Here is a 14,713-nt window from a genome sequence, read left to right as displayed (position 1 = left end):
ATGCAAGGTGCGCGGATTCGGGCGATCGTCGCACGGTGCCGCACCGGCCGGTACGCGAACGGCGCTCGATCGTCGCCGGATCGGCCGACGTGGTGTCGCGAGGTTGGGATTTCGATCGACATGCGCGCGGCCGAGCGCCGCTGCGGTCTATGCTGCCGAACGAACGAACGAACGAACGCTGCCCGGACAGGCCGCGTTTGCCGCCCGTCACCCGAGACGTGTGCAATCGCGCAAGCGGCCGCCGATCGAACCGATTCCACCGAGCCCGTTCGCCCCGCTTACTCGTCCTTGTGCTGCGCGTGGAACTCGTCGTAGGCCTCGACGATTCGCGCGACGAGCGGATGCCGGACGACGTCCGCGCTCGTGAAGCGCGTGAGCGCGATGCCGCGCACGCCGGAGAGCACCTGCTGCGCTTCGACGAGCCCGCTCTTGTGCCCGCGCGGCAGGTCGACCTGGCTCGTGTCGCCCGTGACGACCGCCTTCGAGCCGAAGCCGATCCGCGTGAGGAACATCTTCATCTGCTCGGGCGTCGTGTTCTGCGCCTCGTCGAGGATGATGAACGCGTGGTTCAGCGTGCGGCCGCGCATGTACGCGAGCGGCGCGATCTCGATCATCTGCCGCTCGAACATCTTCGCGGTCTTGTCGAAGCCGAGCAGGTCGTACAGCGCGTCGTAGAGCGGCCGCAGGTACGGATCGACCTTCTGCGCGAGGTCGCCCGGCAAAAAGCCGAGCCGTTCGCCCGCCTCGACGGCCGGCCGCGTCAACACGATGCGCTTGACCTGGTCGCGCTCGAGCGCGTCGACCGCGCACGCCACCGCGAGATAGGTCTTGCCGGTGCCTGCCGGCCCGACGCCGAGCGTGACGTCGTGCGACAGGATCTGCTTCAGGTATTCGCGCTGCGCGGGCGTGCGGCCGCGCAGGTCTGCGCGGCGCGTGTAGAGCTTCGGCGCTGTCTCGTCGACGTACGGTTCTTCGCCGATGCGCACGACGGGCTCGTCGAACGGATGATCCGGATCGCCGCGAAAGCGCACGTCGATTTCGGGCTCGCCTTCGCCATTGCCGTTGCGGCGCGAATTGCCCGGGTGGCGGGCCTCGACGAGCGCGAGCTGGATGTCGTCGACCGACAGCGGATCGCGCGCGCGGTTGTAGAAATCTTCGAGCGCCGCGAGCGCGGTTTTCGCGGCGCGGCCGCGGATCGAGATCCGGTGGCCGCGCCGCGACAGCGTCACGTCGAGCGCCTGTTCGATCTGCCGCAGATTTTCGTCGAGCGGGCCGCAGAGGTTCGCGAGGCGTGCGTTGTCGTCGCGCGGCGCGGTGAATTCCAGTGCTTGAGCGGTTTTCAAAGTGGCGTCGGGTTCCTGTTGGGCGTTCAGTGCGTGGCGGCGCTCGCGTCGTCGCGCGCGAGCACGAGCTCGCCGCGCAGCGAGTGCGGATACGCGTGATTGATCTTCACGTCGATCATCTGGCCGATCAGGCGCGGGTGCGACGCGAGCGGCGCCGGGAAGTTCACGACCCGGTTGTTCTCGGTGCGGCCCGCGAGTTCGTTCGGGTCCTTGCGCGACGGCCCTTCGACCAGAATGCGCTCGACCTTGCCGACCATCGACTGGCTGATGCGTACGACGTTCTCCTCGATCGTCGCCTGCAGATGTTGCAGGCGTTTGAGCTTGAGCTCGCGCGGCGTGTCGTCGGCGAGGTTCGCGGCCGGCGTGCCGGGACGCGGACTGTAGATGAACGAGAAGCTCGTGTCGTAGCTCATCTCGTGGACGAGCGCCATCGTCTTGTCGAAATCGGCCTCGGTCTCGCCGGGGAAGCCGACGATGATGTCCGTCGACAGCGACAGGTTCGGCCGGATCGCGCGCAGCTTGCGGATCACCGACTTGTACTCGAGCACCGTGTAGCCGCGCTTCATCGCCATCAGGATGCGGTCGGAGCCGTGCTGGACGGGCAGGTGCAGGTGGTCGACGAGCTTCGGCACCTTCGCGTAGACGTCGAGCAGGCGCTGCGTGAATTCCTTAGGATGCGACGTCGTATAGCGGATCCGCTCGATGCCGGGAATGTCGGCGACATATTCGATCAGCGTCGCGAAATCGGCGATGTCGTGCGCCCCGAAGGAAGCCTCCTTGGGGGGCGAGCCGGCCGTCAGCGCGCCGCGGTATGCGTTCACGTTCTGGCCGAGCAGCGTTACTTCGCGCACGCCCTGGTCGGCGAGGCCGGCGATTTCGGTCAGCACGTCGTCGAGCGGACGCGAGACTTCGTCGCCGCGCGTGTACGGCACGACGCAATAGCTGCAGTACTTGCTGCAGCCTTCCATGATCGACACGAACGCGCTCGGGCCTTCGACGCGCGCGGGCGGCAGGTGATCGAACTTCTCGATTTCGGGGAACGTGATGTCGACCTGCGCGCGGCCGCTCGCGCGGCGCGCGTCGATCATCTGCGGCAGGCGGTGCAGCGTCTGCGGGCCGAACACGAGGTCGACGTACGGCGCGCGCGCGACGATCGACGCGCCTTCCTGGCTCGCGACGCAGCCGCCGACGCCGATCAGCAGATCCGGCTTCGCCTCCTTCAGCTCGCGCACGCGGCCGAGATCGGAGAACACCTTCTCCTGCGCTTTCTCGCGCACCGAGCAGGTGTTGAACAGGATGATGTCCGCGTCTTCGGGGGAGTCGGTCTTTTCGAGGCCTTCGGACGCATTGAGCACGTCGACCATCTTGTCGGAGTCGTACTCGTTCATTTGGCAGCCGAAGGTCTTTACGTAAACTTTCTTGGTCATGAGGATTCGCCGTTCGCAGTGGTTGACCTGGGGGCGTCGTTCAAAGTGGATCGGGGGACGGATCGGCGCGCCGTCAGCCGCGCGAAAGCGCGGGGCGCGTACGGAGAGATGCCGCCGGGAAAGCTCTCTATTATAGCTTTTCGGGCTTCGCGGGGCGGGCGGCGGCGCGTCGCGCGGGGAGGACGGCGCTTGCTTGGTTGCGCCGAGGGCGGTGACCGGTAGGCGGCGTGTTTGCGCGACCGAGGGGATGTCCACGGCGGCGCGCGGTCCTCGCGCTGGAAGCGTGAAAGCAGGAAAGCGAATCCATGATCGAAGAGGCGCGAAGCCGAACGCACCCGCGTCACCGGCATGCGTTCAGCAGATCCTCAAGCGCCGCCTCCTCCTTCGCGAAGCGCTCGACGAGGAAGTCGAGCAGCACCCGCACGCGCGGCGCCATGTAGCGCTTGCCGTGATAGATCGCGTGCAGCGGCGCGTCGTGATGCCGCCACTCGGGCAGCAGCACTTTCAGCCGGCCCGCGCGGACGTCGGCGGCGATGTCCCAGATCGATTTCAGCGCGATTCCGTAGCCGCGGATCGTCCATTCGCGCGTCAGGCCGCCGTCGTTCGTCTCGTGCGCGTTCGCGAGCGGCACCGTGTAGGTTTGCGTGTCGTCGCCGCGCGTGAAGCGCCAGACGTTGATCGGCCCGGATGCGATCGTAATCACGTTGCACGGAAAACGGGCCAGATCAAGCGGGTCCTTCGGCGCGCCGTGCTTGCCGACGAACGCGGGCGATGCGCACAGCACGCGCCGGTTCGCCGCGAGCCGTCGCGCGATCAGCGCGCCGTCGGGCGGCGCGGCGAAGCGGATCGCGAGATCGATCTCGTCCTGCCACAGGTTCGACGACGAATCCGACGCCGTCACCGCGAACGTCACGTCCGGGTAGCGCGCGTTGAACTCGTCGAGCCAGTCGAGCAACTGATTGCGCCCGAAATCCGACGTCGACGACAGCCGCACCTTGCCGCTCACGACGTTGCGGCCTTCCTGCAGCATCGCGTCGGCGTCGTCGAGCGCCTGCAGCGCCTGCCGGCAGCAGTTCAGATATAGGCGGCCCTCGTCGGTGAGCCGCAGCCGCCGCGTCGAGCGCTCGAAGAGGCGCGTCGACACCTTCGCCTCCAGCTTCGCGAGCCGCGCGCTCGCGGCGGCGGGCGTCAGGTTCAGCTTGCGCCCGGCGGCCGACAGGCTGCCGAGCTCCGCCGCCTCGACGAACAAGCGGATGTCACCCAATCGATCCATGTGATTTTCACAAAATTTTTGAAAATGGTTCAAATGCTACGCTAATTATCAAAAATCCTGTGATTCGAGACAATGCGCGCTCATCAGGTCTTTTGATGCGGTGCGGCATGAGTCGCGCCGCGTCCCGCACCCGGAGCGTCTCATGCCCCTACCGTTACTCGCGCTCGCGATCAGCGCGTTCGCCATCGGCACCACCGAATTCGTCATCATGGGCCTGTTGCCCGACGTCGCGCGCGACCTCGCGGTCACGCTGCCGTCCGCGGGCCTCCTCGTGAGCGGCTATGCGCTCGGCGTCGCGGCGGGCGCGCCGCTCCTCGCCGTGCTCACGAGCAAGATGCCGCGCAAGGCGGCGCTGCAACTGCTGATGTCGATCTTCATCGCCGGCAACGTGCTGTGCGCGGTCGCGCAAGGCTACGGGATGCTGATGATCGCGCGCGTCGTCACGTCGTTCGCGCACGGCTCGTTCTTCGGCATCGGCGCGGTCGTCGCCGCGTCGCTCGTCCCCGTCGACAAACGCGCGAGCGCGATCGCGCTGATGTTCACCGGGCTCACGCTCGCGAACGTGCTCGGCGTGCCGTTCGGCACGTTCGTCGGCCAGATGTTCGGCTGGCGCGCGACGTTCTGGATCGTCGCGGCGCTCGGCGTCGCGTCGTTCGCCGGGATCGCTGCGCTCGTGCCGAACCGGCGCGACGCGGCGGGCGCCGCGCTCGGCCGCGAGCTGCGCGTGCTGAAGGAGCCGCAGGTTTGGCTCGCGCTCACGATGACGGTGCTCGGCTTCGGCGGCGTGTTCGTCGTGTTCACCTACATCGCGCCGATCCTCGAGGACGTGGCGGGCTTCTCGCCGCATTCCGTGTCGTTCGTCCTCGTGCTGTTCGGCGCCGGACTCACGGTCGGCAACACGATCGGCGGCAAGCTCGCGGATCGCGCGCTGATGCCGTCGCTAATCGCGATCCTCATTGCGCTGATCGTCGTGATGGCGGTGTTCGCGAAGACGAGCCATCTGCCCGTCGCGGCCGCCGTCACGGTGTTCGTCTGGGGGATCGCGGCGTTCGCGACGGTGCCGCCGCTGCAGGCGCGCGTCGTCGAGAAGGCCGCGCATGCGCCGAATCTCGCGTCGACGCTCAACATCGGCGCATTCAACGTCGGTAACGCGGGCGGCGCGTGGCTCGGCGGCGTCGCGCTGTCGCACGGGATGCCGCTCGACGCGCTGCCGTGGCTCGCGGCCGCCGTCACGCTCGCGGCGCTCGTGGTCACGATGTTCGCCGCGCGGCTTGATACGCGCGTCTCATCGGGTGCGGCTGCAACGGCGCAATGACGCATCGCAAAACGCTGTCCTCTGCGATCCTGATAACAGTGTGAAGATAACTTTGTTTGACGGGCCCCGAGCGGATGTTAGTCTTGCCTTATCTGAAACCGCTGGGCTCGCTGCAGCCCTGGAGGCAACGTCATGCATTCTCCGTTGGCGCTCGTGCGCGATGTGTCTTCACTGGATGCCGCTTCCGCGGCCGACGCCGACGCATCGCACGAGTCGTTCGATGGGCTCGAGCGGCTCGTCGGCGTGAACCTCGCGCGCTTGCGTGCGGAACGCCAGTTGTCGCTCGACGCGCTCGCGCGGCTTTCCGGCGTGTCGCGCGCGATGCTCGCGCAAATCGAATCGGCGCGCAGCGTGCCGTCGATCAAGGTGCTCTGCAAGGTCGCGGCCGCACTGAAGGTGTCGGTCGCCGCGTTCCTGCGGCGGCACGCGGTCAACGGCTTCGAGCATCTGTCCGCCGAGCGCGCGGTGCGCGTCGTCGGTTCGAACGGACGCTTTTCCGCGCGCGCGCTCTATCCGGAAGGCGAGCCCGCGGTCGCCGAATTCCACGAGCTGCGGATCGCGCCGCTGCACACCGAGCCCGGCTCGCCGCGCGCGCCCGGCACGAGCGTGAATCTTGTCGTCAGCGAAGGCACGCTCGAAGTCAGCATCCACGATCGCCGGCAGCTGCTCGCCACGGGCGACGCGATCGTGTTCGACGCGGACCAGCCGTACACGCTGCGCAATCCCGGCGATACCGAGGCGCGCGCGTTCCGCGTGACGGTGAACGCCGAAGTGCCGCCGCGCTGGCACGTGCCGGCGTGACGCCGGGCTGCGGTGCGCCTTTGCGCGTCGCGCGGTTTAGACGGCTTCGTCGGTAGGGTCTTGGCGGGTTCTCGCTGCGGCGGGCCCGCAGGTGTTGTATGCTTCACCCGCCGGTTCGTCCGGCAATCAGTGCGTCTTCAGGGCGGGGCGGAAATCCCCACCGGCGGTAGGTCGGCATGTTGCCGGCAAGCCCGCGAGCGCCCGCGCGATGCGCGGGGTCAGCAGATCTGGTCCGATGCCAGAGCCGACGGTCATAGTCCGGATGAAAGAAGATGTGCAGATGGTCATGTGCGCAGGTCTTGTCCGCTGCGCGCGCGGTGTCGTCCGCGCGGCGCGGGAGCGGCGTCGCGCTGTCTGTTTGCTAAGCCCTGAAACGTTTTTCGCCCAATTCTATCCGCGAGGAGCGTTTCATATCATGTCGTTTCCGTTGCCTTCGAAGTCGGCGCCCGCCGACGCTTTCTCCGACCTCCCGTTGCTCGCTGCCGAACCGGTGCCGCCGCGCATCGCCGCTGCGCTCGCCGCGCTGCGCGAAGGGCGCGCGGTCGTGCTGCAGGACGACCACGACCGCGAGAACGAAGCCGATCTGATCGTCGCCGCCGAGCGGCTCACCGACGAGACGATGGCGCTCTTGATCCGCGAGTGCAGCGGCATCGTGTGCCTGTGCCTGACGGACGAGCGGGTGCGCGCGCTCGAGCTGCCGCCGATGGCCCAATTGAACGAGAGCAAGAACGGCACCGCGTTCACGGTGTCGATCGAGGCGCGCGTCGGCGTGTCGACGGGCGTGTCGGCCGCCGATCGCGTGACGACGATCCGCGTGGCGATCGCCGACGACGCGAAGCCGCACGACATTGTGCGCCCCGGCCATGTGTTTCCGCTGCGCGCGGCGCCGGGCGGCGTGCTCGCGCGGCGCGGCCATACCGAAGGCACCGTCGATCTCTCGATCCTCGCCGGGTTGAAGCCGGCGGGCGTGCTGTGCGAGCTGATGAACCCGGACGGCACGATGACGCGCGGCGCGGACGTCGAGCGCTTCGCCGCGCAGCACGGGCTGCCGATGCTGACGATCGCCGAACTCGTCGCGTTCCGCGAACGGCTCGCGGCGGCGCGCGAGCGCGAACGCGACGCGTGCTGCGAGGACGCCGCCTGATCGATTCCGTCCGATTCTGCCGGGAGGGGCGCGTACGGCGCGCAAGCCGCGCCGTACGCGAGGCGATTTCGCGCGGCTACGACTGCACGTCGCCGAATTCACCGCGCCTGCCCGCCTCGACGAGCGCGGGCAGTTCGTCCATCGAGCGCATGATCCGCGTGATGCCCATCTTGCGCAGCGCGTCTTCATAGCCGCCGGGGATGTGGCTCGCGCCGACGAACGCGATCGTCTTCATGCCGGCCGCGCGCGCCGCGTTCAGCCCCGACACGCTGTCTTCGACGACGACGCAGCGCGCCGGCTCGACGCCGAGCGTCTTTGCCGCGTGCAGGTACACGTCCGGATAGGGCTTTGGCCGCGCAACCTGCTCGGCGCTGAACACGCGCTCGCCGAACACGTCGGTGAGCGCCGCGCGCTTGAGCGAGTTGCGCACGCGCTCGAGCCGGCTGTTCGACACGACGGCCGCGGGCAGCGCGATCTTCGTCAGCGCGTCGCGCACGCCCGCGATCGGCGCGAGCCATTGCGCGAGGCCGATCTCGATGTTGTGGTCGATCGTCTCGAGGAAATCCGCCGGCATCGCGATGCCGTGACGCGTTTCGAGGCCGGCGAGAAAGCGCGACGTCTGCTGGCCGAACGCGGCTTTCGCGTCGGCCGCGAAATCGATCGTGGGGAACGCGGCCGACAGCGTGTCGAACAGCACGCGATCGGCGATCACTTCGCTGTCGACGAGCACGCCGTCGCAGTCGCAAATGAGGTGGTCGAGCATAGAAACAACGAAAATGGGATGAGGCGACGAAGCGCCATGATACGTGCTTTGCCGGCGGCGGGCGCCCTTTGTCGGCGCCGGCGCGCGATGCGGCGCGGCGCGCTGGCGGGCGGCGCTCGTTCGCTCGCGCCGACGCGGGTGCAAGGGTGGCGGCGTGATGGCGAAGCCGCGAGGATGTCCGCGGCTACACGGGTGTGTCGCTCGCGAGCGACAGGAGGTGAAGCGCAAAACGAAATCTATGGTCAGCCTGACTTTTGCAAGCGAGGCGGTGTTGACGTAAATTGGGCATGCGCAAATCTATCCGGGGTCGTTGTGGGAACAGGTTCCCGCCCCATGATGAGAGCCGCGCCGGGCAAACCTCAAAAAACCCGCAGCATCAGAGTGCTGTTTGTTTTACCAGGTTGCTTGCCCGGCCGTTGAGCCGTTTATGTCTTCACGTATCTCGCGTCGCAAAACCAGGAAATGACTGGGTAAAAAGGGTAACGGAGGCGGCGCACCGTGTCAGGCTGCTGCCACAACCTGACCACCTTGGTAGTGTGTTCCGCTGGCGAGGATGGCCCAGGCGATCCTCGCCAATTTGTTGGCCAACGCACAAGCCACCACGTTGGAATGCCGTCGGGCCAGCAGGTCGCGGACCCAGGCGCCCAGGCGATCGGTGCGCCGCTCGATGTGCAGCATGAGAACTCGCGCGCACTGCACCAGGAGTCGCCTTAAATGCTTATCGCCGCGCTTGCTGATTCCCAGCAGCGTTGTCTTGCCGCCGGTACTGTATTGGCGTGGAACCAGCCCGATGGATGCCGCAAACTGGCGAGCGCAAGCGAACTGATGGGCGTCGCCCAATTCAGTTGCCAACACGCTGGCCGTGATTGGACCGATGCCGGGAATCTCCAACAGGCGTTGGCTGCGTTCGTCCTCCCGCAGCTGCCGTATCAGCTCGCTTTCGATCTGCGTGATCTGTTCATCGAGGTACTTGAAATGCGCTTGCAGACGCTCGAGCAATTCAACTAGCCGCGGCGGCAGAGCGTGTGTGGCCAGCACGGCTGGAAGCCGACGAATGACGGCCATCCCCTTGGGCAGGCTGACCCCAAATTCCAGCAGAAAGGCATGAATCTGGTTGACAGTGCCAGTACGGTCGCGCACCAGCGCTTCACGTACGCGATGCAGCGCCGAGATCGTCTGTTGCACCTCGTTGCGCGGACTGACGAACCGCATGCTCGGGCGCGATGCCGCTTCGCAGATCGCCTGTGCATCGGCGAAGTCGTTCTTGTTGCCTTGCACGAAAGGTTTGACGAACTGCGGGGAGATCAACTTCGCGTGGTGCCCGAGTTCTTGGATGCGCCGGGCGACCCAGTGAGCCCCAGCACACGCTTCCATGACCACGGTACAACTCGGCACATTGGCAAGCAGCGTGAACATTTGGCTGCGCGTCAGCTTCTTGCGGAACACCATGCGGCCCGATGCGGACTGTGCGTGCAGGTGAAAGCAATGCTTGCCAAGATCGATTCCGATCAACGAGATGGTGTCCATGACGATCTCCCATAAGGAAACAGCCCGATCAGCGTAAGCCGATCGGGCTGTTTCGGTCAGGCTGACCATCTCATTAAACCCCCTCGCCCGGCGAGGCGCGAGGGGGCTTGCGACCGTAGTCGACGCGCGGCCTGGATGCGAACGCGGCGCGGCGCCGCATCGCGGTCAGTGCGTCGTATGCAGATACAGATACAGGTTCGCCGCGAGCACGCCGCCGACGAGCGGCCCGAGCACCGGCACCCACGCATAGCGCCAGTCGCTGTCGCGCTTGCCTGGAATCGGCAGGAGCGCGTGCATGATGCGCGGCGACAGGTCGCGTGCGGGGCTCATCGCGTAGCCCGTCGGGCCGCCGAGCGAGATGCCGATGCCGAGCACGAGAAGGCCGACAGGCAGCGCGTCGAGCGAGCCGAGGCCGACTTGCGGCGACGCGAGGTACAGCACGCCGAGAATCAGCACGAACGTGCAGATCGCTTCCGTCAGTACGTTGTGCGTGACGCTGCGAATCGCGGGCGCCGTGCAGAACACGGCGAGCTTCAGATCGGGATCGGCTTCCTTTGCGAAGTGCTGGCGATACGCGAGCCACACGAGGAACGCGCCCGCCATGCCGCCCAGCATCTGCGACGCGATGTAGCCGCCCACTTTCGCCCACGCGAACTTGCCCGCGAGCGCGAGGCTGATCGTGACGATCGGATTCAGGTGCGCGCCGGAGAACGATGCGGTCACGTAGACCGCGACGAATACCGCCATCGCCCAGCCCATCACGATGACGATGAGGTCGGCGCCCTTACCCTTGGTTTTCGCGAGCAGCACGTTCGCAACAGCGCCGTTGCCGAGCAGCACGAGGAGAGCCGTGCCGATGAACTCCGCGATATATGGTGACATGATGTCGTCTCTCTACCGGTATGGCGGGCTCGCGGCTTGCGTCGCGCGGCCCGCCTGATTGTTGTGAATATATGTATTGAATTGAGTTGCTGCGGATGCCGAACGAACCGGCTCAGTGCGTGTCGTCCGCCCACGCCTTCGCCGCGCGCACCGCGCGCTGCCAGCCGGCGAGGCACGAAGTGACCTGCTCGCCCTGCATCGACGGCGCGAAGCGGCGTTCGAGCTGCCATTGGCTGTGCAGCTCGTCGACGTTCTCCCAATAGCCGATCGCGAGGCCCGCGAGATACGCGGCGCCGAGCGCGGTCGTCTCGGTGACGCGCGGACGCACTGTGTCCACGCCGAGCAGATCGGCCTGGAACTGCATCAGCAGGTTGTTCGCGCTCGCGCCGCCGTCGACGCGCAGCTCGCCGATCCGGATGCCCGAGTCGGCTTCCATCGCCTTCAGCACGTCGAGCGACTGATACGCGATCGAGTCGAGCGCCGCGCGCGCGAGATGCGCGGACGTCGTGCCGCGCGTGACGCCGAAGAGCGACCCGCGGGCGCGTGCGTTCCAGTGCGGCGCGCCCAGGCCGGCGAACGCCGGCACGAGATAGACGCCGTCCGTATGCGGCACGCCGCTTGCGAGCGTTTCGATCTCCGATGCGCTCTTGATGATCCCGAGCCCGTCGCGAAGCCATTGCACGACCGCGCCCGCGATGAAGATGCTGCCTTCGAGCGCGTAGTTGACCTTGCCGCCGACCTGCCACGCAATCGTCGTGACGAGGTTGTTCTGCGATTCGATCGGCTTCTCGCCGGTGTTCATCATCAGGAAGCAGCCGGTGCCGTAGGTGTTCTTCACCATGCCGGACGTCGTGCACATCTGGCCGAAGAGGGCGGCCTGCTGGTCGCCCGCGATGCCGGCAAGCGGGATCTTCGACGCGAACACCGTGGTCTTCGTCGGCCCGTAGATCTCGGACGACGCGCGCACTTCCGGCAGCATGCTGCGCGGAATCTCGAGCGCGTCAAGGAGCTCGTCGTCCCAGTCGAGCGTATGGATGTTGAAGAGCATCGTGCGCGACGCGTTCGTCACGTCGGTCACGTGCAGCTCGTGCTTCGTGAAGTTCCAGACGAGCCAACTGTCGACCGTGCCGAACGCGAGCTTGCCCTGGCGCGCCTTCTCGCGGGCACCCTCGACGTTGTCGAGAATCCAGCGGATCTTGGTGGCCGAGAAGTACGAGTCGATCGGCAGGCCGGTCTTCGCGCGGACCTTTTCGCTCAAGCCCTGCGCCTTCAGCTGGTCGCAGAAATCGGCGGTGCGGCGATCCTGCCAGACGATCGCGTTGTAGATCGGGTGACCCGTTTCGCGATCCCAGACGATCGTCGTCTCGCGCTGGTTCGTGATGCCGATCGCGGCGATCGCCGTGCCGTTCAGGCCCACGCGCGTGACGGCTTCCGCCGCGACGCCCGCTTGCGTCGACCAGATCTCCTGAGGGTCGTGCTCGACCCAGCCCGGCTGCGGATAAATCTGCTCGAATTCCTTTTGCGCGATCGACACGATGTTGCCTTGTCGATCGAACAGCATGGCGCGGGAGCTGGTCGTGCCCTGGTCGAGCGCGAGGATGTATTGATCCTGCATTTGTCTCATCTCCATCCGTACGTAGCGTACGTAGTTGTGATTGGCGCCGCGGGTGCGGCGCGTTTCCGGTGTTTCCTGTCGTCGTCCGTTGCTGCCGGCGCCGATGCGCGTCGGTCAATGCGCGGCGCTCGCCGCTTCGCGCGCGGCGCCGAACCAGGCGTCGAGCGCGGCCGTCACGGTGTCGAGCGTGCCCGGCGCAACATGCAGGCCGAGCTTCGAACGCCGCCACAGCACGTCGTCCGCGCAGGTCGCCCATTCGGCGTCGCGCAGATAACGCAATTCCGCTTCATGAAGGCCGGGCGCGAGCTCGGCGCCGAGCTCGGCGAGCGACTTCGCGCGGCCGATCACGCGCTCGGCGCGCGTGCCGTACGCGCGCGCATAGCGGCGCGCGAGCGCGGCGGGCAGCCATGGATGGCGTTTCGCGAAGGTTGCGGCGAACGGCGCGAAGCGCGCATCGGCGATGTCGCCGCCCGGCAGCGGCACGCCCGCCGTCCATGCGCCGCGCGCCGCGCCGAGCGTGCCGCCGAGCATGTCGGTCGCCTCTTCGGCGAGCTTGCGGAACGTCGTGATCTTGCCGCCGAACACCGACAGGAGCGGCGCGCTCGCGCCGTCGTCCATCTCGAGGCGATAGTCGCGCGTGACGGCGGACGGGTTGTCCGCGTTCTCGTCTTCGAGGAGCGGGCGCACGCCGGAATAGGTCCAGCACACGTCGGCGGGCGAGATCTTACGCTTGAAATAGCGATTGATCGACTCGCACAGATAGCGCGTTTCGTCGCGATCAATGGCGACGCGCGACGGATCGTCGTGGTATTCGACGTCGGTCGTGCCGATCAGCGTGAAGTCGCGCTCGTACGGAATCGCGAAGATGATCCGCTTGTCCGGATTCTGGAAGATGTACGCGTGGTCGTGATCGAACAGGCGCCGCGTGACGATGTGGCTGCCCTTCACGAGGCGCACGCTGTGCTGCGCGCCGCGGCCGAGCGCGCCGTGCAGCACTTCCCCGACCCACGGGCCCGCCGCGTTCGCGATCGCGCGGGCGCGCACGTCGAGCGTCGAGCCGTCGGCGCGCCGAAGCTGCGCGCGCCATTCGCCGTCGCGGCGCTCGGCCGACACGAGCTTCGTGCGGGTGAGGATGCGCGCGCCGCGTTCCTGCGCGTCGAGCGCGTTCAGCACGACGAGCCGCGCGTCGTCGACCCAGCCGTCTGAATAGACGAAGCCGCGTTTGATCGAATCGATGAGCGGCGCGCCCGCCGGGTGGCGGCGCATGTCGATGCCGCGCGAGCCGGGCAGCAGTTCGCGCTTCGCGAGATGGTCGTACAGGAAGAGGCCGATGCGGATGAGCCATGCGGGACGCAGGTTCGGCATGTGCGGCATCACGAAGCGCAGCGGCCAAATGATGTGCGGCGCCGCGCGCAAGAGCGTCTCGCGTTCCTGCAGCGCCTTGCGCACGAGCCCGAATTCCTTGTACTCGAGGTAGCGCAGACCGCCGTGGATCAGCTTCGTGCTCGAAGAGGATGTGTGCGACGCGAGGTCGTCCTGTTCGCACAGGAGCACCGACAGGCCGCGGCCGGCCGCATCGCGCGCGATGCCCGCGCCGTTGATCCCGCCGCCGACGACGAGCAGATCGTAACGATTCTGTTGAGTCACCCGCTGATCCTATCGTTCATATAACAGAAAATGAGCGAACCTGAAATGTTCGAATTCGAAATTTAACGAACATAATCGAAAAAGTAAAGTTCGCTATTGAGGGCCGGGTGGCGCAGCGCACGATCCCGGACGATACTGGCGGAGGATCAACGAGCGAGGTGTACACATGCGTACGATGATCGCGGCCGGCGCGTTCGCGCTGCTGGCCGGATGTGCGGGCGTGCCGTCCGAATTCGGCGGCTGGGGCGGACCATCGTTTGCCGAGCTGCAGCGGACCTGCGGCGAGGTGCGCGATTATGGCGGCGACGCGCAGTCCGTCTATTCGGCGATGTTCGATGCGTGGGTTGCGAAGCGCCACGGCAAGCTGACGGATGCGCGCTTCTGTGCGTTCGAAAACGAACTTGCGCGGCGCCACGCGGCGCTGGGGACGAGCGCCGACCCGGCCGGGCGGGGCCGCTGGGTGAGCTATCTCAACGACGCGCGCGCGCAGGCGATCAGCTGGCGAGCAGCCGTCGATCCGTCGCTGCGCGGCGGTTGAGAGGCGGGAAAGGGATGGGCCGGAGGGGCGCGGCCTGGCACTGGCTGCGCCCCTCCGGCCAGTACATCACGAATATCGGAGCTTGATCGATCGCAATGCCGCGTCGCCGATTTCGGTGACGCAGTATTTCTTGCCGGAGCCGAGCGCCTCCAGCTTCACGAGCTGTCGCTCGAGCAACGCGTCGAGTTCGTCGCGGTCCATGTCGGCTTGGTCGGGAGCATCCTTCACAAGCAACAGCGTGGCGAATTCATGCGGACTTAGCATCGTTCTCTCCATGACAACCGTACTGTCCCGGGTGCAAGTGTCCGGTCGAGTGACCCAGCAAGGGAAGGCGTGGGGGGAAAAGCCGCTGTCCCGGCCTTGGCGTTATTGAGACGCCGCCCCGGTTGCGCAAAGTACGCGCAACCGCGCCGGGGATTTGGAGTGTAGTCAAGCGAA

General features: G+C 66.8%; 13 protein-coding genes and 1 riboswitch. Of the genes, 4 read left to right on the top strand and 9 right to left on the bottom strand.

Features of this window, described 5'->3' with window-relative positions; genetic code table 11:
* Nucleotides 1-278: 278 nt before the first annotated feature.
* From WS70_RS15605 to WS70_RS15590, 3 genes are all read right to left on the bottom strand, one after another.
* Nucleotides 279-1,343 carry a PhoH family protein gene (locus WS70_RS15605; protein ID WP_059469092.1) on the bottom strand — a complete coding sequence of 355 codons (1,065 nt, stop codon included), beginning with the start codon at nucleotides 1,341-1,343 and terminating at the stop codon, nucleotides 279-281.
* Between the two features lie 26 nt (nucleotides 1,344-1,369).
* Nucleotides 1,370-2,770 (bottom strand): tRNA (N6-isopentenyl adenosine(37)-C2)-methylthiotransferase MiaB, encoded by a 1,401-nt coding sequence (gene miaB, locus WS70_RS15600; protein WP_059596729.1) that lies wholly within the window; start codon nucleotides 2,768-2,770, stop codon nucleotides 1,370-1,372.
* A gap of 340 nt (nucleotides 2,771-3,110) precedes the next feature.
* Nucleotides 3,111-4,043 carry a LysR family transcriptional regulator gene (locus WS70_RS15590; protein ID WP_059469090.1) on the bottom strand — a complete coding sequence of 311 codons (933 nt, stop codon included), beginning with the start codon at nucleotides 4,041-4,043 and terminating at the stop codon, nucleotides 3,111-3,113.
* A 142-nt stretch (nucleotides 4,044-4,185) separates the two neighbouring features.
* Here WS70_RS15590 and WS70_RS15585 point away from each other — a divergent pair, with 142 nt between their 5' ends.
* The 3 genes from WS70_RS15585 to ribB all read left to right on the top strand — a co-directional run bounded on the left by WS70_RS15585 (nucleotide 4,186) and on the right by ribB (nucleotide 7,303).
* Entirely contained in the window at nucleotides 4,186-5,358 is a 1,173-nt protein-coding gene (locus WS70_RS15585; protein WP_059596741.1) for an MFS transporter, read from the top strand.
* A gap of 132 nt (nucleotides 5,359-5,490) precedes the next feature.
* On the top strand, nucleotides 5,491-6,159 hold the full coding sequence (locus WS70_RS15580) for a helix-turn-helix domain-containing protein (RefSeq protein WP_059469089.1): 669 nt from the start codon (nucleotides 5,491-5,493) through the stop codon (nucleotides 6,157-6,159).
* A gap of 129 nt (nucleotides 6,160-6,288) precedes the next feature.
* Nucleotides 6,289-6,437: riboswitch (FMN riboswitch) on the top strand.
* A gap of 137 nt (nucleotides 6,438-6,574) precedes the next feature.
* Entirely contained in the window at nucleotides 6,575-7,303 is a 729-nt protein-coding gene (gene ribB / locus WS70_RS15575; protein ID WP_059469088.1) for a 3,4-dihydroxy-2-butanone-4-phosphate synthase, read from the top strand.
* Nucleotides 7,304-7,379: 76 nt separating this feature from the next.
* Here ribB and WS70_RS15570 read toward each other — a convergent pair whose 3' ends face one another.
* From WS70_RS15570 to glpD, 5 genes are all read right to left on the bottom strand, one after another.
* A complete protein-coding gene (locus WS70_RS15570; protein ID WP_059469087.1) occupies nucleotides 7,380-8,066 on the bottom strand; it encodes an HAD family hydrolase in 687 nt (228 codons plus the stop codon).
* Nucleotides 8,067-8,567: 501 nt separating this feature from the next.
* A complete protein-coding gene (locus WS70_RS15565; RefSeq protein ID WP_108034003.1) occupies nucleotides 8,568-9,593 on the bottom strand; it encodes an IS110 family RNA-guided transposase in 1,026 nt (341 codons plus the stop codon).
* A gap of 165 nt (nucleotides 9,594-9,758) precedes the next feature.
* A complete protein-coding gene (locus tag WS70_RS15560) occupies nucleotides 9,759-10,475 on the bottom strand; it encodes an MIP/aquaporin family protein (protein ID WP_059469086.1) in 717 nt (238 codons plus the stop codon).
* 112 nt (nucleotides 10,476-10,587) lie between these two features.
* Complete coding sequence (glpK, locus tag WS70_RS15555; protein ID WP_059597754.1) at nucleotides 10,588-12,090, bottom strand: glycerol kinase GlpK; 1,503 nt, start codon at nucleotides 12,088-12,090, stop codon at nucleotides 10,588-10,590.
* A gap of 114 nt (nucleotides 12,091-12,204) precedes the next feature.
* Nucleotides 12,205-13,737, bottom strand: a complete 1,533-nt coding sequence (gene glpD / locus WS70_RS15550; RefSeq protein WP_059597751.1) for a glycerol-3-phosphate dehydrogenase — start codon at nucleotides 13,735-13,737, stop codon at nucleotides 12,205-12,207.
* A gap of 166 nt (nucleotides 13,738-13,903) precedes the next feature.
* Between glpD and WS70_RS15545 the strand changes: the two genes are divergently transcribed.
* Nucleotides 13,904-14,275: a hypothetical protein gene (locus WS70_RS15545; RefSeq protein ID WP_059469084.1), complete on the top strand. Its 372-nt coding sequence runs from the start codon at nucleotides 13,904-13,906 to the stop codon at nucleotides 14,273-14,275.
* A 66-nt stretch (nucleotides 14,276-14,341) separates the two neighbouring features.
* On the opposite strand, the gene WS70_RS15540 is transcribed toward WS70_RS15545, so the two are convergent.
* Nucleotides 14,342-14,539 (bottom strand): phage tail assembly chaperone, encoded by a 198-nt coding sequence (locus tag WS70_RS15540; protein WP_010101796.1) that lies wholly within the window; start codon nucleotides 14,537-14,539, stop codon nucleotides 14,342-14,344.
* Between the last annotated feature and the right edge of the window lie 174 nt (nucleotides 14,540-14,713).

The sequence above is a fragment of the Burkholderia mayonis genome (assembly GCF_001523745.2).
Taxonomy (GTDB): Bacteria; Pseudomonadota; Gammaproteobacteria; order Burkholderiales; family Burkholderiaceae; genus Burkholderia; species Burkholderia mayonis.
The sequence above is the reverse complement of the archived record's forward strand: the minus strand, read 5'-3'. Positions and strand labels throughout refer to the sequence as shown.

Excerpts from the sequence above, each read along its gene's own strand:
- WS70_RS15585 (WP_059596741.1), top strand. The coding sequence starts at position 4,186 with ATGCCCCTACCGTTACTCGCGCTCGCGATCAGCGCGTTCGCCATCGGC.
- glpK (WP_059597754.1), bottom strand. The coding sequence starts at position 12,090 with ATGCAGGATCAATACATCCTCGCGCTCGACCAGGGCACGACCAGCTCC.
- WS70_RS15545 (WP_059469084.1), top strand. The coding sequence starts at position 13,904 with ATGCGTACGATGATCGCGGCCGGCGCGTTCGCGCTGCTGGCCGGATGT.
- WS70_RS15570 (WP_059469087.1), bottom strand. The coding sequence starts at position 8,066 with ATGCTCGACCACCTCATTTGCGACTGCGACGGCGTGCTCGTCGACAGC.
- WS70_RS15540 (WP_010101796.1), bottom strand. The coding sequence starts at position 14,539 with ATGCTAAGTCCGCATGAATTCGCCACGCTGTTGCTTGTGAAGGATGCT.
- WS70_RS15565 (WP_108034003.1), bottom strand. The coding sequence starts at position 9,593 with ATGGACACCATCTCGTTGATCGGAATCGATCTTGGCAAGCATTGCTTT.
- WS70_RS15590 (WP_059469090.1), bottom strand. The coding sequence starts at position 4,043 with ATGGATCGATTGGGTGACATCCGCTTGTTCGTCGAGGCGGCGGAGCTC.
- WS70_RS15560 (WP_059469086.1), bottom strand. The coding sequence starts at position 10,475 with ATGTCACCATATATCGCGGAGTTCATCGGCACGGCTCTCCTCGTGCTG.
- WS70_RS15580 (WP_059469089.1), top strand. The coding sequence starts at position 5,491 with ATGCATTCTCCGTTGGCGCTCGTGCGCGATGTGTCTTCACTGGATGCC.
- ribB (WP_059469088.1), top strand. The coding sequence starts at position 6,575 with ATGTCGTTTCCGTTGCCTTCGAAGTCGGCGCCCGCCGACGCTTTCTCC.
- miaB (WP_059596729.1), bottom strand. The coding sequence starts at position 2,770 with ATGACCAAGAAAGTTTACGTAAAGACCTTCGGCTGCCAAATGAACGAG.